This window comes from Gilliamella sp. WF3-4 (genome assembly GCF_001690275.1).
In the GTDB taxonomy this organism is placed as follows: domain Bacteria; phylum Pseudomonadota; class Gammaproteobacteria; order Enterobacterales; family Orbaceae; genus Gilliamella; species Gilliamella apicola_C.
The window spans coordinates 32,881-51,656 of sequence record NZ_LZGW01000052.1 but is presented as its reverse complement, the minus strand read 5'-3'; the positions used below and the strand labels follow the sequence as shown (position 1 = coordinate 51,656).

Annotated in this window: 26 protein-coding genes, 1 tRNA gene and 1 pseudogene; 21 read left to right on the top strand and 7 right to left on the bottom strand. The window is 35.3% G+C overall.

What is annotated here, in order from left to right:
• The first annotated feature begins 33 nt into the window (after positions 1-33).
• The 8 genes from rep (at position 34) to A9G47_RS11645 (ending at position 6,968) form a co-directional block, all read left to right on the top strand.
• A complete protein-coding gene (rep, locus tag A9G47_RS11680) occupies positions 34-2,049 on the top strand; it encodes a DNA helicase Rep (RefSeq protein WP_065580091.1) in 2,016 nt (671 codons plus the stop codon).
• 166 nt (positions 2,050-2,215) lie between these two features.
• Positions 2,216-2,833: a hypothetical protein gene (locus tag A9G47_RS11675; protein ID WP_065642959.1), complete on the top strand. Its 618-nt coding sequence runs from the start codon at positions 2,216-2,218 to the stop codon at positions 2,831-2,833.
• Positions 2,834-3,068: 235 nt separating this feature from the next.
• Positions 3,069-3,145, top strand: a tRNA-Arg gene (locus A9G47_RS11670).
• 548 nt (positions 3,146-3,693) lie between these two features.
• Positions 3,694-4,014, top strand: coding sequence for a hypothetical protein (locus A9G47_RS11665; protein WP_065642958.1), 321 nt, complete (start codon positions 3,694-3,696; stop codon positions 4,012-4,014).
• Between the two features lie 244 nt (positions 4,015-4,258).
• Positions 4,259-4,792: a hypothetical protein gene (locus A9G47_RS11660; RefSeq protein ID WP_065642957.1), complete on the top strand. Its 534-nt coding sequence runs from the start codon at positions 4,259-4,261 to the stop codon at positions 4,790-4,792.
• A gap of 378 nt (positions 4,793-5,170) precedes the next feature.
• Complete coding sequence (locus A9G47_RS11655; protein WP_065642956.1) at positions 5,171-5,728, top strand: hypothetical protein; 558 nt, start codon at positions 5,171-5,173, stop codon at positions 5,726-5,728.
• Positions 5,729-5,876: 148 nt separating this feature from the next.
• Positions 5,877-6,227 carry a VENN motif pre-toxin domain-containing protein gene (locus tag A9G47_RS11650; RefSeq protein ID WP_065642955.1) on the top strand — a complete coding sequence of 117 codons (351 nt, stop codon included), beginning with the start codon at positions 5,877-5,879 and terminating at the stop codon, positions 6,225-6,227.
• 18 nt (positions 6,228-6,245) lie between these two features.
• Positions 6,246-6,968: a hypothetical protein gene (locus A9G47_RS11645; protein ID WP_065642954.1), complete on the top strand. Its 723-nt coding sequence runs from the start codon at positions 6,246-6,248 to the stop codon at positions 6,966-6,968.
• A gap of 46 nt (positions 6,969-7,014) precedes the next feature.
• Here A9G47_RS11645 and A9G47_RS14535 read toward each other — a convergent pair whose 3' ends face one another.
• A complete protein-coding gene (locus A9G47_RS14535; protein ID WP_065642953.1) occupies positions 7,015-7,221 on the bottom strand; it encodes a hypothetical protein in 207 nt (68 codons plus the stop codon).
• Between A9G47_RS14535 and A9G47_RS14530 the strand changes: the two genes are divergently transcribed.
• From A9G47_RS14530 to A9G47_RS11620, 7 genes and pseudogenes are all read left to right on the top strand, one after another.
• Positions 7,121-8,059, top strand: a complete 939-nt coding sequence (locus tag A9G47_RS14530; RefSeq protein WP_218057478.1) for a VENN motif pre-toxin domain-containing protein — start codon at positions 7,121-7,123, stop codon at positions 8,057-8,059. The genes A9G47_RS14535 and A9G47_RS14530 overlap by 101 nt on opposite strands.
• Before the next feature lie 3 nt (positions 8,060-8,062).
• On the top strand, positions 8,063-8,308 hold the full coding sequence (locus A9G47_RS11630; protein WP_065643013.1) for a hypothetical protein: 246 nt from the start codon (positions 8,063-8,065) through the stop codon (positions 8,306-8,308).
• A 43-nt stretch (positions 8,309-8,351) separates the two neighbouring features.
• Positions 8,352-8,609 (top strand): hypothetical protein, encoded by a 258-nt coding sequence (locus A9G47_RS11625; RefSeq protein ID WP_065642952.1) that lies wholly within the window; start codon positions 8,352-8,354, stop codon positions 8,607-8,609.
• A gap of 949 nt (positions 8,610-9,558) precedes the next feature.
• Positions 9,559-9,711, top strand: a complete 153-nt coding sequence (locus A9G47_RS15085) for an IS3 family transposase (protein WP_081303669.1) — start codon at positions 9,559-9,561, stop codon at positions 9,709-9,711.
• A 99-nt stretch (positions 9,712-9,810) separates the two neighbouring features.
• Positions 9,811-9,951: pseudogene (locus A9G47_RS15080) on the top strand (IS3 family transposase); the annotation flags it as partial.
• 2 nt (positions 9,952-9,953) lie between these two features.
• Entirely contained in the window at positions 9,954-10,142 is a 189-nt protein-coding gene (locus A9G47_RS13685) for a DDE-type integrase/transposase/recombinase (RefSeq protein ID WP_081303656.1), read from the top strand.
• 271 nt (positions 10,143-10,413) lie between these two features.
• A complete protein-coding gene (locus tag A9G47_RS11620; protein ID WP_065642951.1) occupies positions 10,414-11,013 on the top strand; it encodes a hypothetical protein in 600 nt (199 codons plus the stop codon).
• A gap of 662 nt (positions 11,014-11,675) precedes the next feature.
• Here the strand turns inward: A9G47_RS11620 and A9G47_RS14355 are convergent.
• The 6 genes from A9G47_RS14355 to A9G47_RS11595 form a co-directional block, all read right to left on the bottom strand.
• Positions 11,676-11,840 (bottom strand): hypothetical protein, encoded by a 165-nt coding sequence (locus A9G47_RS14355; RefSeq protein WP_176700707.1) that lies wholly within the window; start codon positions 11,838-11,840, stop codon positions 11,676-11,678.
• A 64-nt stretch (positions 11,841-11,904) separates the two neighbouring features.
• Positions 11,905-12,174: a hypothetical protein gene (locus A9G47_RS11615; RefSeq protein ID WP_065642950.1), complete on the bottom strand. Its 270-nt coding sequence runs from the start codon at positions 12,172-12,174 to the stop codon at positions 11,905-11,907.
• Positions 12,175-12,246: 72 nt separating this feature from the next.
• Positions 12,247-12,486 (bottom strand): hypothetical protein, encoded by a 240-nt coding sequence (locus tag A9G47_RS11610; RefSeq protein WP_065580103.1) that lies wholly within the window; start codon positions 12,484-12,486, stop codon positions 12,247-12,249.
• Between the two features lie 346 nt (positions 12,487-12,832).
• On the bottom strand, positions 12,833-13,687 hold the full coding sequence (locus A9G47_RS11605) for a hypothetical protein (protein ID WP_065642949.1): 855 nt from the start codon (positions 13,685-13,687) through the stop codon (positions 12,833-12,835).
• A gap of 23 nt (positions 13,688-13,710) precedes the next feature.
• Positions 13,711-14,016 (bottom strand): hypothetical protein, encoded by a 306-nt coding sequence (locus A9G47_RS11600; RefSeq protein WP_065580748.1) that lies wholly within the window; start codon positions 14,014-14,016, stop codon positions 13,711-13,713.
• Positions 14,017-14,097: 81 nt separating this feature from the next.
• Entirely contained in the window at positions 14,098-14,796 is a 699-nt protein-coding gene (locus A9G47_RS11595; RefSeq protein WP_141673667.1) for an XRE family transcriptional regulator, read from the bottom strand.
• Between the two features lie 127 nt (positions 14,797-14,923).
• On the opposite strand from A9G47_RS11595, the gene A9G47_RS11590 reads away from it, so the two are divergent.
• The 6 genes from A9G47_RS11590 (at position 14,924) to A9G47_RS11565 (ending at position 18,025) form a co-directional block, all read left to right on the top strand.
• On the top strand, positions 14,924-15,181 hold the full coding sequence (locus tag A9G47_RS11590; protein WP_065568063.1) for a transcriptional regulator: 258 nt from the start codon (positions 14,924-14,926) through the stop codon (positions 15,179-15,181).
• Positions 15,165-15,392 carry a helix-turn-helix domain-containing protein gene (locus A9G47_RS11585; RefSeq protein WP_141674858.1) on the top strand — a complete coding sequence of 76 codons (228 nt, stop codon included), beginning with the start codon at positions 15,165-15,167 and terminating at the stop codon, positions 15,390-15,392. Before A9G47_RS11590 ends, A9G47_RS11585 begins: the two co-directional genes overlap by 17 nt.
• Complete coding sequence (locus A9G47_RS11580; protein ID WP_065642948.1) at positions 15,392-16,162, top strand: hypothetical protein; 771 nt, start codon at positions 15,392-15,394, stop codon at positions 16,160-16,162. The genes A9G47_RS11585 and A9G47_RS11580 overlap by 1 nt, the downstream gene beginning before the upstream one ends.
• 2 nt (positions 16,163-16,164) lie before the next feature.
• Complete coding sequence (locus A9G47_RS11575; RefSeq protein WP_065568061.1) at positions 16,165-16,821, top strand: hypothetical protein; 657 nt, start codon at positions 16,165-16,167, stop codon at positions 16,819-16,821.
• A gap of 317 nt (positions 16,822-17,138) precedes the next feature.
• Positions 17,139-17,495: an antiterminator Q family protein gene (locus A9G47_RS11570; RefSeq protein ID WP_141673666.1), complete on the top strand. Its 357-nt coding sequence runs from the start codon at positions 17,139-17,141 to the stop codon at positions 17,493-17,495.
• A gap of 341 nt (positions 17,496-17,836) precedes the next feature.
• Positions 17,837-18,025, top strand: coding sequence for a hypothetical protein (locus A9G47_RS11565; RefSeq protein WP_065568059.1), 189 nt, complete (start codon positions 17,837-17,839; stop codon positions 18,023-18,025).
• The last annotated feature ends 751 nt before the right edge of the window (positions 18,026-18,776 follow it).

The following is an 18,776-nucleotide window of genomic DNA, read 5'->3' as shown; positions in this document are numbered from 1 at the left end:
CTAGCCCACAATTTTTCTAATGGTTTTTATCTAGTGCGTTTAAATTCAAGTCAACAAAAAGCGGTCGAATATGTTTCAGGTCCTTGCCTTGTTTTAGCGGGGGCAGGATCAGGAAAGACGCGGGTTATCATCAATAAAATTGCCTATTTAATTCGGGTGAAAGAATATTTACCCCGTCATATTGTCGCTGTAACTTTTACTAATAAAGCAGCACGTGAAATGAAAGAACGTATTGCCCAATCGCTTAGTAAACAAGAGGCCAGAGGGCTGAAAATTTCCACATTTCATACTCTAGGATTAGATATTATTCGCCGAGAGTACAAGCATTTAGGTATAAAATCTAACTTTTCATTATTTGATGATCATGATCAAATAGCGCTACTTAAAGAGCTGACTCATCAATGGTTAGAGGGTGATAAGGATCTGATAAATCAGTTACGTGCAACAATCTCAAATTGGAAAAATGATATTGTTGACTCAACTCTTGCTATGGCCCGAGCGCAAACCAACAAAGAAAAACTATTTGCCCATTGTTACCAGCTTTATGAAAAACAGCTAAAAGCATGCAGTATTTTAGACTTTGATGATCTGATTTTAATGCCCACACTGCTATTAAAAAATAACGAACAAGTGCGGGAAAAGTGGCAAAATAAAGTGCGTTATTTATTAGTTGATGAATATCAAGATACCAATACAAGCCAATATGAATTTATCAAATTGCTAGTTGGTAACCGAGCTAAATTTACCGTTGTGGGTGATGACGATCAATCTATTTATTCTTGGCGTGGCGCAAGACCCAAAAATTTAGTATTACTCAAACAAGACTTCCCCCATTTAGAAGTGATTAAACTAGAACAAAATTACCGATCATCAGGTCGAATTTTAAAAGTAGCAAATATTTTAATCGAAAATAACCCACATATTTTTGAAAAAAAACTGTTTTCCGAACTGGGTTATGGTGACGTATTAAAAGTTATTTCTGCCGATAGTGAAGAGCATGAAGCCGAAAAAGTGATTAATGACCTTATTGGTCATCGCTTTGCTAATAACAGCCAATATGGCCAATATGCCATATTATATCGTGGCAATCATCAGGCAAGACTGATTGAAAAAATGTTAATGCAATACCGAGTACCATATCGAATCTCTGGTGGTACATCGTTTTTTTCGCGAATTGAAATTAAGGACTTGATGGCCTATTTGCGTTTATTAACTAATCCTGATGATGATAATGCCTTTATTCGCATCATTAACACACCCAAACGAGAAATAGGTCCTGCAACCATTCAAAAACTGGGCGAATGGGCTAATCAGCGAGGAGTGAGTTTATACCAAGCAAGCCATGATATGGGCTTGACCGAGTTTTTATCTGGCAAACGCATGGAATCATTACAAGTTTTCATTCACTGGTTCGATACACTTATTCAAAAAACACATACAGAACCCATGAATGCTATTTATGAACTACTGCATGGCATTCATTATGAAAGTTGGATTTACGAGACATCCGCATCACCAGCAGCAGGGCAAATGCGCATGCGCAATGTTGAACAGTTGATTAGTTGGTTAAATGATATGTTACAAGGTGATGATATTGATGAAGCAATGACGCTTGAGCAAGCAGTTGCCAGATTTACCCTGCGTGATATGTTAGAACGTAACGAGACTGAAGAAGAGCTCGATCAGGTTCAACTCATGACATTGCATGCCTCTAAAGGATTGGAATTTCCTTATGTTTATTTGATCGGCATGTCTGAAGGCTTATTACCCCACCAAACCAGTATTGATGAAGATAATATCGAAGAAGAACGCCGTTTAGCCTATGTCGGTATTACTCGAGCACAACGTGAACTCACCTTCTCATTTAGTCGGCAACGAAAACAATTTGGCGAAACACTGCAAGTTGAACCGAGCCGATTTTTATTAGAGCTACCACAAGACGACTTAGCCTGGCAAGATCAGCGTAATGCATTATCACCCGAAAAAAAAATGCAACAAGGCCAAAGTCGGTTAGCGATGTTAAAGGCGCAAATAGCCAAAGCGAAATAATCAACGGTCAATAATTAAAATTAAATAACTAAATAATTAAAAATCATTGTTATCTAAGGAACAATAAACGATAAAGTTTATCATTACAGCTATTTTTATTTTTACCTGCTGCTTTGCCAATGCGACAGAGTTAAAGTCTAAAACTTATAACCTGCGATTTTTTACCTTGCTTAAAAAATTTCAAGCCGAAAAAAACTTACCAAGGCTTGATACAGTAACAGGGAAAGAAATACTCAGTCAATTTACTGATCCTAAACTTATTGCGGATTTGTCAAAAGATAAGCTAGAAGAACAACTGAATATCACCAATTATATTAATTGGTTAGTTGAAACCTATTTAACTTTTTCACTCAATGAATTAAACACGATAACGGAGCAAGATTTCACTAATAATCTAAAACGATTCCAACCCGAAGTTATTTTATTAAGTAATTTTAATATAGAATATTTTGCTGCAATATCGCCATATGTTAATCAATTTTATGAAGAATTGCCAGATTCGGAAAAAAGTGCGCTAACACTACTTAGCGTTAACGCGATGCAATCTGAAATGCTAAAATATTATGCAGGCGGATTAATGTGGATGGACTTACCAGATTGTTTAACCGACCAATCTAAACTGAAAATCGTCACCATGCTAGCAAAATCTGCTGAAAATTTGATGACCAAACAACATCAATTTAAATCACAGTTATCACATATTATCGAAGTAATGAAAAAGAACCAATGTGAAACATTATGCCAAATAACCCCGCGAAATGAGAACAATATTTATCTAAATTAGATAATTAAAACAAAAGGTTATTAATGAATAATAGGATAAATAATTTTTAAAGATACGATATGTTTTGGAATATAAAAAATTAATCCTAAGTAATGATATTCGTTACCATGATCAAAATAATAAAAACTCAATTGGTGATATTTTGTTAATCTAATATAATAAATAATTAAAAATCATTGACGGATAGAAATAGCTTTATATAATACACATCGTCTAATCAACAAATCCTATCTAAGTCTCCTTAGCTCAGCTGGATAGAGCAACGGCCTTCTAAGCCGTAGGTCACAGGTTCGAATCCTGTAGGGGACGCCATTTAATTATTAAAAAAAATCAATAAATTACGCTATACTTTAAAATCTAAAGGAAATCTCACTGCTTAAGTTAGGCTAAAACGCTTATACTGTTATTTTTATTAATGTCGCTTATTATGTAATAGTCTTTATGCTTACCCATTTCAATGATCAACAGTTGGCTATTTGGCAGTGAAACCAGTCGAGTAAAACCCGAAAGTAGCACAGCGATTTCCTAATACTATTCCACCAGAACAACAGTAAATCCAGCAAACGGTAAATGAAAGGATTTATCGATCAGGTGAAAGACATCAAGTGGTTTATCTGATGAAGATTGGTATAAATTAACTCGACTATTATTTTGTTGCTAATTATATGAGAGAAAAAATACAGTTAATTGAACCAGCGCGATTGATTGTTAAAAGAAATACGATGTATATAATTACAAATCATCTTACTACAAGCAGGAATAGATTATTGCCAATTATTCGGCATAACCGACTAAAAATCAGTCAGAAAACACATTGATTTTATTTAATTTTTTTGATTGTTTGTTGCGCCGGTAGTGGCGTGATAGCATCAGAAGCCGAAGACCCGAACAAAAACCGCCTTGATATGGGCACAATCAGCTTTAGTGATATCAAAAACAAAGCCGAATTTAACGTCAGCCATATCTTGGTCAGTGGAGGCACAGGTGGCGCGAGCGCTCAAATGGCGTGCCATAACAGTGAAAAAGACTCAAGCATTACCCATTTAGCGATAGAGCAAGGTCAACTCATCATCCGCAATCAGGACAAACAACAACAGGATATCAACGCATTAAGCCAAGATACCGAGAATGCGAACCACATGCTAAAACCGATTTTTGTAATGGCACAACTTGCTCAATAGAAGTAAAAAATTATGATATAGAAAAATATTCTGATAATCTGATTAATAATATTTCTAAACAAGCAATTGAACGACAAAGACATTTACCAAATGGTATGCGACAAGATGTTGTGATAGATGTTAGAGGGCAGCATTTAACGCCAGCGTTAGAGTTCAAAATTAGACAAGGAATCGTTCAAAAATCTAACGGGATCATTAAGCGAGAACAAATTAGGTTTAAAAGAAAATAAGGAGTAAATGAATAATGTCAGAAGATACCGGTTTTTTTGGAGGGAGCTCTGTATTTCCTCTAGGTACAGACAGTGATATGAAATTATTTTTTGATTGTATTTCATATTATCTGCTGCCGAAATATCCTAAAGAAGATTGGTCTATTTTAACAGACCGTTTATATCGTCGATATTTAAAATTAGAAGAGCTAGATACGGCTGAATCTTTAATGAAATTGGTCGAGGAAGAGTTTAAACAGTTAGATAGAGATGCCATTGATTGGGGGCCTATTTTATCAGGTAAAGCCAAAAGTGATTTAGACAGAACAAAATCAACTTTATATGATATTTTTGAGCGTTACTTTTATGCATTTCATCAGTGTGTTGAATCCGCCAAGATGAATCATGAATGGTTTAAATCAGAACCCGATTATAAGTATGAGCCAGTAATGGTATGCATGGCTCAAGTGCCTTATGTTGTTGATTATAGATATATACCTTTATCTGTTTTTGATAACTTAGGAGCAGATGAAAAGCCGATTTGGTGGACAGGAAAAATTCCTAAATAGCGAATGTTTTTTTGATTTATTGGTTTTCAGCTTTGGCAAGATATCGCTGAGCTGAAACCAACATCTCATAAAAAGGCAAGAAACAATCTAAAACAAGCTCAACAATAACCCAAAATCAAATCCAACCAAACAAAAAAACAAAACATCAGCGTATTATTGCAACTGGCAGCTGGACTTGCTGCTATCAGTATGGGGAATGCGGGTGATGTTGGGGGACTTCAATAGCTACGCGGAAAAATGCGGTATATGAATCAGAGGTGAAGTTTAATAAGGATAAACCAGTAATAGCAGATCCAACTAAAGCAAAAAAACAATATGGAATTAGACCTCATCAATTTGATGAATTGAAAAAACTCTATTATTTAAGGAAGCGGTAAAATGGTAATAAATAGTGAATATATGAGACAATTGTTATTAGAAAGGGAGCGATTTGATAATCCCCCTGATTATACAGTAAAGACAACTGGTGTAGGAATAGCAAGATTTGTTATTCATTGCAATAATGATGTAGATGAAGTACTGAACTTAGCTAAAAGAATATTAGTAATAGTAAACTATAATTCAGAACCTGTTTGGCCATCTTTCGAAGAATGGTTAAAAATATTACCAGATAAGTTTATTGATAATTGTGCAAAAGAATTAACGAAAGAAGAATTAAAAGAACAAAAAATACAATGGGATAATCTAACTTATGAGCAGAGGTTAGAAGAAGCTAAGAAAGATCAAGCATGGACTTTATCTGATTGGCTTGGATGGTTAGAACCTGATGCTAGAGAGTGGTTTTGGTGGAATGCACATAAATTTGATGGTGAAATTGAAAATACTCATTTTCTAATCGAAGTTACAGCGTTAGATGATCCTTTTTCATCAAGTGCCTTAAAATGGTTATTTAAGGCTTGTGGTGCAATTGATGTTATCTCTACAGATGATATTTGATTTTTACATAGACCTTATTTTAAATTTTTTGTGTTTACCAGTTAAAGGTGACGGTTGATTCTGTCACCAAACCCTATAATTAATTTTCCAAGTACTAATTTTTTCTTAGCATGAGCCTTAGTTATTATTACAAGGCAATCTTGCCTTAGTGGGAGGTTTAGGGGCAGCAGCGAGTGAACGTAGTGCTGAAGTCATAGCGGGCATTTTATATCCGGATAAAGCAATAACAGAGTTATCGCAAGAAGAGCGACAAAAAATCAGCGCACTATCCCAACTAGCTACAGGTCTTGCCATCGCAGCATCTGGTGGAGATATCCAAGATATGAATACGGGAATTGCTACGGGGAAAAATGCGGTTGAGAATAATGCAATTTCTGGTCAATTTGTAGGAAAAACAGATGAAGAAATTAGAAAAATGATTTACGCCCAAACTAATTGTGAAAATGATAGAGAGGGATGTCAAATGGCGGGAAAAATCGCCATCGGACTAATATTTTGACCGATTATATTACCTCTATTGCCTGAAGAAGCTTTAATTGGCGGTTCTCTTAGTGGTATAGCTAGCATTGGTAGCCAATACTATTTTAACGAAGATGGTAGTATTAACTGGGTGGATGCGGGTATCTCAACAGCAACGGGCACTATTACTGGAGGTCTTGGCTCTGGACTTTGGGGAACAATAGGTTGGAATGCAGCAGGTGGTGTATTATCAAGCGAGTTAAATGGTGAAAACCCTTTTATAGGAGTAGCAATAAGCGCAAGTTCATCAGCTATAGGTTATGGAACAGGAAAACTTGTAGAAAAGTGGTTTCAACCAATTTTTAACCCAGCTACAAATAAATATATTCATGAGGCAAATAAAGGCTTTTTGGGAATAACAGAGCATTATACTGAAAGTTCTGTTCTTGCTATTGGTGGTAATATATTCGATTGTGTATTCGGTAATGCGACAGGAAATTGGATTCAAAAACAATTTAAGGAGAAAAAAATGAAAAAAAATAGGAAATATTTAGCATTATTATTTTGCTTGATCGTAATTCCTTTCATGTTTTTTTTCATGGGAATTATAATGGAGTTAACTGTCTTAATAGTACTTTTTATTATGTATAGTATAGATTTTGAATATGACATTAATGATCTATATCTAGCTTGTAAATTGGCTTGCTTTGGCTTTCCTACTGGAATTGCCTGCTGGTATTTAGAATGCCGGCGTTATGGAGTTAATATTTTTGGTAAATAACATATTCTTGTTTAAATGCTGGGATTTTTTTACTAAACAAGTGATATCACGGGTAGCTTAGCAGGCGCATGCTATAGCTAGCCGAGCTACAAGGCAACTCAGCCTTAGCGGGAGGTTTAGGGGCAGCAGCGAGTGAACGTAGTGCTGAAGTCATAGCGGGCATTTTATATCCGGATAAAGCAGTAACAGAGTTATCGCAAGAAGAGCGACAAAAAATCAGCGCACTATCCCAACTAGCTACAGGCCTTGCCATCGCAGCATCTGGTGGAGATATCCAAGATGTGAATACGGGGATTGCTGCGGGGAAAAATGCGGTTGAGAATAATAATTTAGCTAAAGCTACGTGGTATCTAGTACGCCCAAGTGAAATTGGCTCTCAAGTTAGTGTTAATGCCGTAGATCTATTAATGGCTAAAGGTCTTACAGCAGCAGAATCACAAGCGTTTTTAGAAAGCCTAACTTTGCAACAACGGCGACTAATTGATCTAGCATTAGTCGATCCAATGGGAGATGAATTCCTTGAAGACGCAGTACGAAAAACTTATGAGCGTTATTATAATGATTATAAAAACACAATAGCCATAGATCCTAATGATCAACCCAAATTAGAAGGGTATCCAATTCCAGAGCTGACTCCTCCTTTCCCAGGGTACACGCCTATAGATCCAGATAAATTAGGCCCAAATCACACTGGGCATGATGGTGGTTTAGATGATATTGATATTCGCCATGATACTGGTGGAAATCAGATCCCTGATAAAGATTGGCGAGATTATGCTATAAACGCAGAAATAACTCGAGGAGAGCGTGCGGAAATTAGAAATAAACAAGGACGCCCAGTAGGTCAAGTGATTAACGATATTGAAAACTCAAGGCCATCTGATATTCTTGTTCAGGATGATGGTCGATGGGTTGTTTTAGGCCCTAATGGTAGAGCTCATATTATTGAACCAGATGGTGAAATAGTTACATCTATTGTGAACAAGAGAGGCAATACTCTTGATCGAATTCAAAAAGGCCGTTGGGCACGACCAAGTAGTGAAAAACTGCAAGAGTTCAGGGATAAGTTTTCCAATTATTTTAAGGGGTGAATGATGGAGTTATTAAAACAAGAATATGTAGCTAATGCAGTAACGTTATTTGATCTAAGACTTTCCGAAAGTGAAATTACTATATATTTAGATTGTGTTAATTTCATGTTGGAATACTGTACCAATGAGCAAATAAACCAACATACAGAATTCATGGATAAAGAAGAATTATCGTGGGTAAGAGATGATTTATTAGCGCTTATAAAAAGTATAGAGCATAAAGATTTTATTCCAGATAGATATAAATAATCAGTTTATACGTAGCAGCTCCAATTATTTTAAGAGGTAAGTTATGGATTTATTAAAACAAGAATATGTTGCTAATGCAGTGACTTTATTTGATTTAAGGCTTTCCGAAAGTGAAATTACTATATATCTAGATTGCATTAATTTTATGTTGGAATATTGTTCTGATGAACAAATAAATCAATCAATCAATCAATATATAGCATGCATGGATAAAGAAGAATTATCGTGGAGAAGAGATGATTTATTAGTACTTATAAAAAGTATAGAGCATAAAGATTTTATTCCAGATAGATATAAATAATCAGTTTATACGTAGTGGTTCCAATTCTTTTAAGAGGTAAGTTATGGATTCATTAAAACAAGAAATTGAATGTAGTAGCTCAAACTTAACCTGACATAGCTTATAAAGCTTTTATTTGGTGGCAGTTAACACTGTCACCAAGTCCTCTAATAATAACTGAAGAATAATAGTTTTAAATTGATTTTTACACGTAGTGCACTTGTTTTTCCCTATTCAAAATACAAAATAACCCACCGTTTTACTCACAAAAATCGGTCAGAAAAGGTATTGATTTTATTTAATTTTTTATTTTAAGAATGATAGCTAAGAATAACATGAACTCTTTTACAACAACACCGACCTAAAAGGGGCAGTCATCTCCTCGGAAGCCGAAGACCCGAGCAAAAACCGCCTTGATACGGGTACAATAAGCTTTAGTGATATCGAAAACAAAGCGGACTATAAAGTCAGTAGCAGCAGTGCTGGCATTAGTTCCAGTGGCATGCCATCGATGCCAACCAGTCGTAACAAGTCAGAAAGCGCAAGAATTATCAAAATGAGGTGAATAATGACAATAAATCGACAAAAATTTACAGTAAAATTTAAACGAGGTGCAGCGACACGGGTAATTGGTACAGGAAGCCTACAGCACAATGGGGATAAGTAAACAGCAATGGGCCGTTGGGTTGCTTAGTTAAAGTTAGTGCTTGATGGCTATACGCCCAAATCAAAAGCGCTAACCCGAGAGCAACAAATAATTCAAACCATAGAGAAAAAGATAAAACGACTTAAATTGGAGGAAGAAATACTAAAAAGGCTACCGTTCTTTTAATGTCGAACGAAGACAAAAATATGCGTTAAGCTATCAGTTAAGCGAGCAATACCCAATAAATAGATTTTGCGCATTATTTGCAGTATCTCAAGCAGCATTTTATAACCCTCGTTTGCTTCCGGAAAACAAAATCAGGCAATAACGCCGGCAACAGGTGAAATCCTCTTCAAACAAAGTAGAGGCTCAGCAGGCAGTCGAACGATAACCACAAAACTGAACCAGCAAGGTATTAAGATTGGTCATTATAAAGTGAGAAAATTAATGAAAGAAGTTAAATTATTCAGTAAGTAACCCAAAGCAAGGCATTTTAATCGTGCAACCGAGGAGCAATTTGAACTACTCAATAAGCTATCACGGAACTTTAACCCGACTAGCCTACATCAGGTATGGACAGGGGATATCACTTATATTTGGGCGGGAGGAAGATGGGGTTATTTGGCGATAGTAGCCGATTTGCACGCTCGGCGGGTAGTGAGTTATAGCGTATCAGATAAAGCAGATAGTCATTTAGTGATTAGATTAGTGCATTAGACATGGCTTGGTCTTTACGAGGTAAACCAAAAGCTTTAGTGTTCCATTCTGACCAAGGTTGCCAGTATTTATTAGTTGCATTCAGGCATCGCCTTAGTCGTTATGGAATAATACAAAGGGTTAGCCATCGTGGTAATTGTTGGGACAATGCGCCTACTGAACGCTTGTTCCGTAGTTTGAAAAGTGAATAGATCCCCAAGGCCGGTTATCGTCGTTTAGTTGAAACCAAGTCAGACATGTTCTGTTACTTATTCGGTTATTATAACCAAAGACGACCACATAGTTTTAACGCCGGTTTACCACTGACTATTGCAGAACAACCTAAATGGGTGTTTAAATACTTGACCATTATACATCCGTTCACCACCAGACGTTTTAAAAAAGGAGGCTTTGCTAAATCATCGTTGATTTAATGGGCAAAATTTCATACCATTACCAAAATAATTATTTAAGGAGAATGGTATGAAAAAGTTAATGATTGCCAGTATGGTGGCTTTTTTGGTGGCTGGATGTGCTCAAGTAGATAGTAACTTAAGTTCATTTAGTGGTGTGACATATAAAGATTATAGTAATGAATATAAACTGATCGATACATATACTTTAACTAGTCACATAGATAAAAGTATGAAAGACATTAAGGTTTGTGTGTTACAAAACATAAGGGATAGGAATGTTGTTTTGTCTGATAATTCTAATGACTTTGTTGGTGCTAGCGGCCGTTATTACAGTATACCCTCTGTAACGGTATCATCTAGTAGCGGAGCAAGACAATATTTTGATGATGATATTATTGTTGTTGACGGCTTAACGCAGTATAACAATCCACAATCTTTTATCCCAATAATAAACTATGTTCGTTACACTTTATCGATAAAACAAGATAAAGACAAAAATAATACTCAATATTTTTTCAATAATATTACTCAGGCTCAGTCCACGACAGGCTCAATACCTAATAATGGGTTTAACCCTGTCGGTAACTGGAATGGAGCCAACCCGTCTATTATATTAAATACCTTGAATATCGAAAAGCAAAAAGTCGAAAATTGTTTAGGCAACTAATGTTTCATTAGTGCTCATATTTGTTGACAAACACACTCATCAAACCCTCTTAGAGGGTTTTTTTATTATATAAAATTGACTGATCAAGCTAATATTAAATTTCAAGTTAAAGTTTGCTTTAAGTCATAATGGTTAATTTTTACATATATAATGCAATATAATAATAACTTTAATTTGCATTTAATGAGTTATTAATATGAATAATAAACGTAATGGTAGTTTGGCAAGGGCTAAAGCTTTAACTACACAGCAAAGAAGTGAAATAGGGAAGAAAGGCGCAAAAAAGAGAAGAAAATAAAAATTTACCTATAGCAACACATATAGGTGAATTAAAAATAGGTGAAAATATATAAATAGTTAGCTAAATTTCATCAAGATCGTAAAACCTTGGGGTATAGTCGCAACAGCTATTCAAAAAACGCTATGAATAGGTCGGAAAATTAGCTCTTCAGGAAATAAGCGGCAAAACTTTTAAGGCATTTTGCTTGGGAGTATGAAGATTATAAACCCTAGTAAATTGTAGTAGTGGATAGGCTACACTAAATGTCAGATTAAATAAAGGTTACTACGTATCATAACTGCGAAAAATATTCAAACATTACCATTTATAAGGTGATTTGAATGCCTTTTTAAAATATGTTTTCTCTGCCATTTTCTATCTTTTAATCAGTTGCAATATGTAACATCCAGTGAAACAGCATAAATAGCCCGCCAAATGATAAAATCAAGGTACAAAAAAAGGCGTATATTTGCTCGCTTTTGTTTAGTTTGTAATCTTTGTTGAACTTATCGGTTTGTTTTGAATTTACAAAATCTTTATTTGTCATAATCAGCTCCCTAAAAGCCCTCAAAAAAGGCAAACGGATGTAGAATGTGCTGTTTTTCCAGCTGTCAGAATGTTTGGCTATACTCAAGTGTGGCTTGTGAGTAGCAAATATCAGTTATAAATTGGTTGTAAAGGTCTGCGTCAATGCTTTTACTTTCTAGTTTTATTTTTAGTAATTCTATAATTTGCCAATCATTATCATTGTCAAAATTCTTGATTAATTCTTCAGCTCTGGTTTCAATCCATTCATCTTTAGCGTCTTGCATTTCGGTATTGTTCATCATTTTACAATAGGCATTTTCGTAAGCGTTCTCTACAGATTTATGTAATTGCATAGGCTACCTCGCATTCTTATATTTCAAACTCAAGCGCACTCTATGAATGAGTGCTTTGATTTGAGCACTGATTTAATCGTCTAAATCATTTTCGTATAAAGATAATTTATCTCTCAATTCAGCAAGCGCAAGAGCTGATGCGACGATCGGCTGTGCGTGTTGTGACACTATTTCCTTGAGATATATAATGAAAGCTTTCTCTGTTATCGTTTTCAAACTTTTTGAATCAAAATTTACCCGTGTTTTTGCGAATAAATCTCCGTTATCGTCAATTTCGACAATTAGCGTTAATTCAATTTCTTTTTTAGCCATGTTTTACTCCTTTGTTATCAAATTATTTGTTGTGCCTTATTGCCGTTCTTCATGAACCCGCCAAGCACCCGAGGCAGGTTTAACGCCGTGCCGTTCGACTATCTATCAAAACCGCTCTATTGCTTAATTGTTTTGTTAAGGTGATTTGTTTTGATGTGACAATTACAACATAAGTTGTTATTGATATCAACATCTAAAGTTGTTATTGTTTTGAATGGAGTTGTTAAATTGTTGTTTCTGTGCAATTAATTGTTGTTTGATTGCTTGTTTTTTGAGTGATAAAGTGTTTTGAAGTTGTAGGTAAGGAATTTTAGGCGTGAAAAAACGCATGGAGCGGGTGAGGGATTTAAGCTATAAGATTGAGTTCAGCCCGCTCAATTCTTTTTAATGCTTGCTGCGGAGTGTTTACAGGGGTAACTATGATTGAGTGCCTATCTCCAACTTCTTCTAGCGTTAATAAAGCATCATTTAATCGCTTCATTTGTCGCTTGCTAAATGTGATATCATCTTCAGTCGGTCTATAGACAATAAGCTCATGTGTACTTCGTGTAAAGAAATTATCATGATCCTTGATAGCAAATAAATCTAACAATCTTGCTTTGTTTTTATCTAAATCTGTCCCTATGTTATTTGGTCTTAATCTTTCGGTATTAATTGCCGAGCGATCACTCAGGAAAAATATCTTAGCAGCTCTAGCTTCTGATACAACCTTAAATTCTCTATCAAAATAACGATCGAAGCTTGGATGATTATTTATAGTTATATCTTTTAATAATTTTGACCAAGTGTTATCTGATGAATATTGGTCATTCTCTTGATCGTTAGCATAAAAATCAAGGGACGATAGGCTTGATGTTAGCATCACCGCTTGCCTAAGAACTCCGATAATATCACTGGATGAGGTGCTTTTTATTTTACCCAAAACAACACCTTGCATAGGAACGTTCCAGTTTTCTAGAATTTTTGTTTTGCTTAGATGTGAAGTAAGGCTAGAAATAATTAATTCAATCAGAGCGTTAAACTGATCTGATTTGTTACCATACATAGCTTTAACCACGCACTGTCTAATAGATTGTCTAATTTTAAATTCACCCCCTTCACTAACAGCTACCACAGCGATAGTCAGTTTTTCTCCAGAGCCAATGATTGGCTCAAAATAAATTGGAGCCCAAATAGCTTTATAGGTTGGCGTTTTTGGCATTGTGAATAATAATTTATTACTATCTAATATGGATCTTGAATATTTAATTTATGATAGAGATTTGGATACCCAACATCAAGAGAACCGAAGCAGAAAACATCATTTTGGTCTAATAGTAATATGGGCTCAGGAATTGGTAAATTTATTAGTCTACCTAATATTGCGCAAATTAATTCTTTTAATATCTCAATGCCTTTTATATACTTCGCTACAACAGGATATTCTTCATTATCACAACAAGCGATACATCTGAAAGAACTATTTATGCCATCTTCGATAGGTTCCGAATCACTAATAATTCTTCCTACTTTTACCATATTGTCTGTCATCAAACATCATTCCTTACATTATTGATTTAAACTATTTAAAAATCGCCAAAGCAGTGAGTCATGTTTCCTTAATAACATCAATCACATTTCAAATGAACAATGAAATACTCGTCCGATTATTTGTATATTCTTCGCATCATCGACTTCATCTGGGTATTCCTCCGAGTTGTACGAAACAATTCTAATTTTTCCTGCTGGTAATAAATACAATCTTTTTAACCGACACAATCCATCTTGGCATATTGCATAAACATCGCCATCACGAATATCTTTTTGTAGTGTGTTTACAGCAACTGTTGCTCCATCTGGAATAACGGGCTCCATGCTATTTCCTTTAGCAGGAAAACAAACAACAAACTCTTTTTGTGCATTTTTTCTTCTAAAGAAAGATTTGCTAAATCTGAGCTTATAGCCGTTGTGATCTTCCATGCTTGAACAGCCATGTCCAGCTGCAAGTTCGATTGATTTAAAATATGGGACTTCAACTTCATCTTCATTCAACGGAGTTTTATCATCCCATTCATCCACTTCTCTTGTTGATAATTCGCTCATCGGCGTTCCATCTTTTTGTTGTTTAAGCGGAGCGCCTTCTCCTTTAGCTAACCATTCCACCGAAACACCTAAATAATCAGCGATCTTCAATAAATTTCTATTTGATTTGGTTTTACCTGTCATCAACTTCCATATTGTGGTCTGAGACATTCCAATCGCTTCTCCAAGCTTTGCTTGAGAAATCTTTTTTTCTTTCATTATTTTGGTTAATCGATCTGCTAATGTCATTTTTCAATCTCCTTTTTATTAAAACAAAATACAACCAAAGTTGTATAAAGTAAAACATCTTAAGTTGTTGACACTGGCAAAAACACAAGCTAATATTTTACAACATAAGTTGTTAACAAGAGGGTTTATGAAAAACAAAGCAATTGAGAAAGCTATTTTGCTTACTGGAAGTCAAAAAAAATTAGCTGATGCATGTGGTAAAACGCAAACCTCAGTTTGGAAATGGTTACATGGCTTATCTGAAATTAGCCTTGAGAACGCACTTTTAATCGAGAAAGTAACTAATGGAGCCGTTACCGCTTGTGATATCAAACCAGATATATCAAAAATTTTTCCACCTAGACAGAACAATGACGACAGAGGCGATAATGAACACATTAAATAACGAAAACACACATAGCCAATGCGCAAAAATGTTCAACCACTTGCAAAGTGGCAAAACGATTAATCCGTTACCAGCGCTAAATAAATATGATTGCTTTAGGCTTGGCGCGCCAATTTACGATTTAAAACAAATCGGATTTAGCATTGATAAACGAATGATTACAGCGAAAAACGGTAAGAAATACGCTGAATACTCAATGAGGGTCAATTAATGAATGCTGTTGAAACATTAAAATTAATAGGACGTCCTAACGCTTATTATCCTCGCTTAGCGAAACCTCTCGGGGGAGTTGGCCCTGCTGTTTTATTCTCACAATTATTTTATTGGCAAGATAAGGCAACGTCCAATTTAGGTGTGTATAAAACACGTGATGAACTTGAGGATGAAACAGGCTTAACACATAACGAGCAACGAACGGCAATAAAAAAGCTATGTGAAAAAGGTGTGTTAATTGTTACCGAAAAAAGATTAGAGCACAAAACGTTTTACAAAATTGATAACGAAAAAGTTAATCAAGTTTTGAGTGATTTCGCCAACGCTATAATTCAATCATCACGACAAATAAAAAGTCGTCATCCCGATCTCTACAATGTAGATGTCGAGATGACTACAAAATCAAGTTCGTTATATCAAGAGAATACTACAAAGATTACTGCAGAAACTACTACAGAGAATACTACAGATATTATTGCGGATAAACCGCAAAACCCTAAACGGGCATGTCAGTTGCCTGATGAATTTAAACCGAACGAACATCATCGAGATATAGCGATAAATGAAAACGTCAATCTGGATAATGAGTTTGTGAAATTTAGGGATTACTGTTTGGCTAACGGCAAAAAATACATTGATTGGAATGCGGCGTTTAATAACTGGTTACGCAATGCAGGTAAATATCAAAAATTTAGCCAATCTAACAAACCTAAATTCATGACCCTTGCTGAACGAAATAGAGCCGTTCTAGAGAGCATGAGGAGTTAGTAATGGCAAAGATCACAGATGATTTTTTAGCAGTTATTGGCGGATTACTTGAGCTTTACGGGCAACAAGCAAGCACAACTAAAGTCAATATTTACTGGTCAACGCTTGGACAATATCCGATTAATTCATTAAAAGCAGCGGCAAACGCGTGGGTAAGAAAAAGTCAATTTATGCCGAAGCCTGCGGATTTAATCAAACTAATGGGTGGTGCAAGCAATCATCTGTCACCAGATGAAGCATGGGCAATTGCAATACTGGCTAGTGATGAAACTAACACCGTTGTATGGACGGGTGAAATAGCAAAGGCATGGGCACAAGCGAAAATTGTCTATCAAAATGGCGACAAAATTGGCGCAAGAAGAACGTTTATTGATACCTATGAACGGCTTGTTGATAAATCAATGATGCATGGCCGTACTGCTGAAGTCTTTGTCTCATTAGGCAGTGATAAAGAAAAAAGAGTTGACGCTATAAATCATGCGGTTTTTACAGGGCTATTAACGCAAGATCGCGCTAATTATTATCTACCAAAACCAGAAAATACGTTCGCAATGCTTGAATGTAAAACCGAGCAGGGGGCATCAAGTAAAAGTCTGATGCATATTGCTAACATTAAACAGATGCTAAAAACAGCTAAAGCTTGTGCTACAAAGCATTAATCACTGTAAGTTAGGTTCTATCACATGTTAGATAACATAGCGTATGACTATGTTGTAGACCTGAAACAAGCGGTAGATTTGAAAAAACGGTAGCAAATATCGCTACGATTTTATGCGCTAAATGTCCACAAACAAGGCTTAGCGCATAATAACCACAAATCAGGAAATATCATTGAATAGAGGATGAATTGATTAAAAAAATAGGTATTAAAAAGATTGGATGAATAAAAGAGTATCGTGAATCCCAAAACACACGACAGAACAAACCAAACAGATAAAAGCTGAGTATAAAGCAAGATTAAAAAATGAAGGAGAAAATGATGAGAGATACGAAAGATATTTTAACCGCCTGGAAAAACACACGCATTTTAAAGCGCATAGGAACCGAATACCCCTCTAAGTCAGCAGGTATTGACGGCGCACCAATGGATTTTAATTACCGTCAGTATTTAACAGAAGATGAAGCGCAGATTGTTGATAATGCTGTTTTAAGGCTCAAAGCGGATAATATTGAATATTGGGCGGTATTAACCTCTTTTTATCTACGTGACATTTCATGCAGTAAGCAAGCAAAAATATTAGGTAAGCAAACAACAGAAATGACAAAAATATTATTAGCAGCAGAATGTTTTATACGGGGGCACATTATTGAATTATTCCCAAAAGTGGCGTAGATAACCATGATTATAAAAAGAGGTATTTTTGATTGTTAATTAAAATTTATTTAAAACAAAATGTTATGTCTGATATAATCTAATTGGCCATCGCATAAGTGGTTTAGCAAAAGCGCTTAAAAATTGGTGGAAAATTTTAGTTAATTATTTTATTTATAAAACAAATAGTTATAATTAGAGTGTTCCCTGTATACACAGGGATAAACCGCTATCCGTGCGCAGATTATGAAAGAGCAGCGCGTGTTCCCTGTATACACAGGGATAAACCGCTGATTTTCGCCGGAACTAACTTTATATCGCGGTGTTCCCTGTATACACAGGGATAAACCAGGAGATGACTAATGACTAAACATTCTAAAACGATTGCAGATTTAGAGTCTGCTATGCTCAATACAGAAAAATCAAAAAAAGCGTTCGAAGCTGCAGAATATGAATGGCGATTAAAAGAGCGTGTTCCCTGTACACACAAGGATAAACTGGTCAAGAATCAAGTTCATCTTCAGGAGAAAGTGTGTTCCCCGTGTAAATAAGGATTAAATATATTTAATTTTTAATGTGTTTTTTTACTTGTTGGCATATCCCTATATACACAAGGATATACCCGTGCTTTTAGGTGTAATGAGTGAACTTCGTCCCAAAATGGACAAATGCCATGCCAGTTAAATATAAGTATGTCAGGTTATTACCAAACGTGGACCCAAATTAAACGGGCTATTTAGTTATATCAAAACATCTGATTAGCGATATAAAGTACGTTTAGGTGTAGCTTAGTGTACGATATCAGGAACAAAGGCTATGATATAACAGAAAAACGGCAAATCGGGCATGATAAAAGTCATTCAGAAAACCTATTGATTTTATTGAAGTTTTTAAGTGGTGGTGAAAGGTGACATTAATGTTTTTACCACAAAACTACCTTAGTTTAATTCTATGCCTAAAATTATTCATACACTAGAAATGGAGCTACAAATTATAGTAATAAAAAAAGCGTGAAATATACAATAAAACACTTGACTGTTTAAACGTTTAAATATATGATATGCACATGATGCGGTTTTGAGCGCGCAGAATTTAAGCCCACTAAAATAGTTGGGCTTTTTTTGTTTCCATATGTAAGTCATTTTATGAGAGCACGAGCATATAGACGACATCAGGCTAAGCGATGTTTAGATAACAGAAAGCATGATTTTCATTCTGGCAATACTAGAAAATCGCTTAAAAAGCATGTAATAACACCGGTAGCCTGTTCTTGTTGGATGTGTGGTAATCCAAGAAAATATC

Bases quoted from the DNA above. Each gene is read 5' to 3' on its own strand.
- A9G47_RS11660 (WP_065642957.1), top strand. From the start codon at position 4,259: ATGTCAGAAGATACCGGTTTTTTTGGAGGGAGCTCTGTATTTCCTCTA.
- A9G47_RS11655 (WP_065642956.1), top strand. From the start codon at position 5,171: ATGGTAATAAATAGTGAATATATGAGACAATTGTTATTAGAAAGGGAG.
- A9G47_RS14535 (WP_065642953.1), bottom strand. From the start codon at position 7,221: ATGGCAAGGCCTGTAGCTAGTTGGGATAGTGCGCTGATTTTTTGTCGC.
- A9G47_RS11630 (WP_065643013.1), top strand. From the start codon at position 8,063: ATGGAGTTATTAAAACAAGAATATGTAGCTAATGCAGTAACGTTATTT.
- A9G47_RS11625 (WP_065642952.1), top strand. From the start codon at position 8,352: ATGGATTTATTAAAACAAGAATATGTTGCTAATGCAGTGACTTTATTT.
- A9G47_RS13685 (WP_081303656.1), top strand. From the start codon at position 9,954: ATGGCTTGGTCTTTACGAGGTAAACCAAAAGCTTTAGTGTTCCATTCT.
- A9G47_RS11620 (WP_065642951.1), top strand. From the start codon at position 10,414: ATGAAAAAGTTAATGATTGCCAGTATGGTGGCTTTTTTGGTGGCTGGA.
- A9G47_RS14355 (WP_176700707.1), bottom strand. From the start codon at position 11,840: ATGACAAATAAAGATTTTGTAAATTCAAAACAAACCGATAAGTTCAAC.
- A9G47_RS11615 (WP_065642950.1), bottom strand. From the start codon at position 12,174: ATGCAATTACATAAATCTGTAGAGAACGCTTACGAAAATGCCTATTGT.
- A9G47_RS11610 (WP_065580103.1), bottom strand. From the start codon at position 12,486: ATGGCTAAAAAAGAAATTGAATTAACGCTAATTGTCGAAATTGACGAT.
- A9G47_RS11605 (WP_065642949.1), bottom strand. From the start codon at position 13,687: ATGCCAAAAACGCCAACCTATAAAGCTATTTGGGCTCCAATTTATTTT.
- A9G47_RS11600 (WP_065580748.1), bottom strand. From the start codon at position 14,016: ATGACAGACAATATGGTAAAAGTAGGAAGAATTATTAGTGATTCGGAA.
- A9G47_RS11595 (WP_141673667.1), bottom strand. From the start codon at position 14,796: ATGACATTAGCAGATCGATTAACCAAAATAATGAAAGAAAAAAAGATT.
- A9G47_RS11590 (WP_065568063.1), top strand. From the start codon at position 14,924: ATGAAAAACAAAGCAATTGAGAAAGCTATTTTGCTTACTGGAAGTCAA.
- A9G47_RS11585 (WP_141674858.1), top strand. From the start codon at position 15,165: ATGAACACATTAAATAACGAAAACACACATAGCCAATGCGCAAAAATG.
- A9G47_RS11580 (WP_065642948.1), top strand. From the start codon at position 15,392: ATGAATGCTGTTGAAACATTAAAATTAATAGGACGTCCTAACGCTTAT.
- A9G47_RS11575 (WP_065568061.1), top strand. From the start codon at position 16,165: ATGGCAAAGATCACAGATGATTTTTTAGCAGTTATTGGCGGATTACTT.
- A9G47_RS11570 (WP_141673666.1), top strand. From the start codon at position 17,139: ATGATGAGAGATACGAAAGATATTTTAACCGCCTGGAAAAACACACGC.
- A9G47_RS11565 (WP_065568059.1), top strand. From the start codon at position 17,837: ATGACTAAACATTCTAAAACGATTGCAGATTTAGAGTCTGCTATGCTC.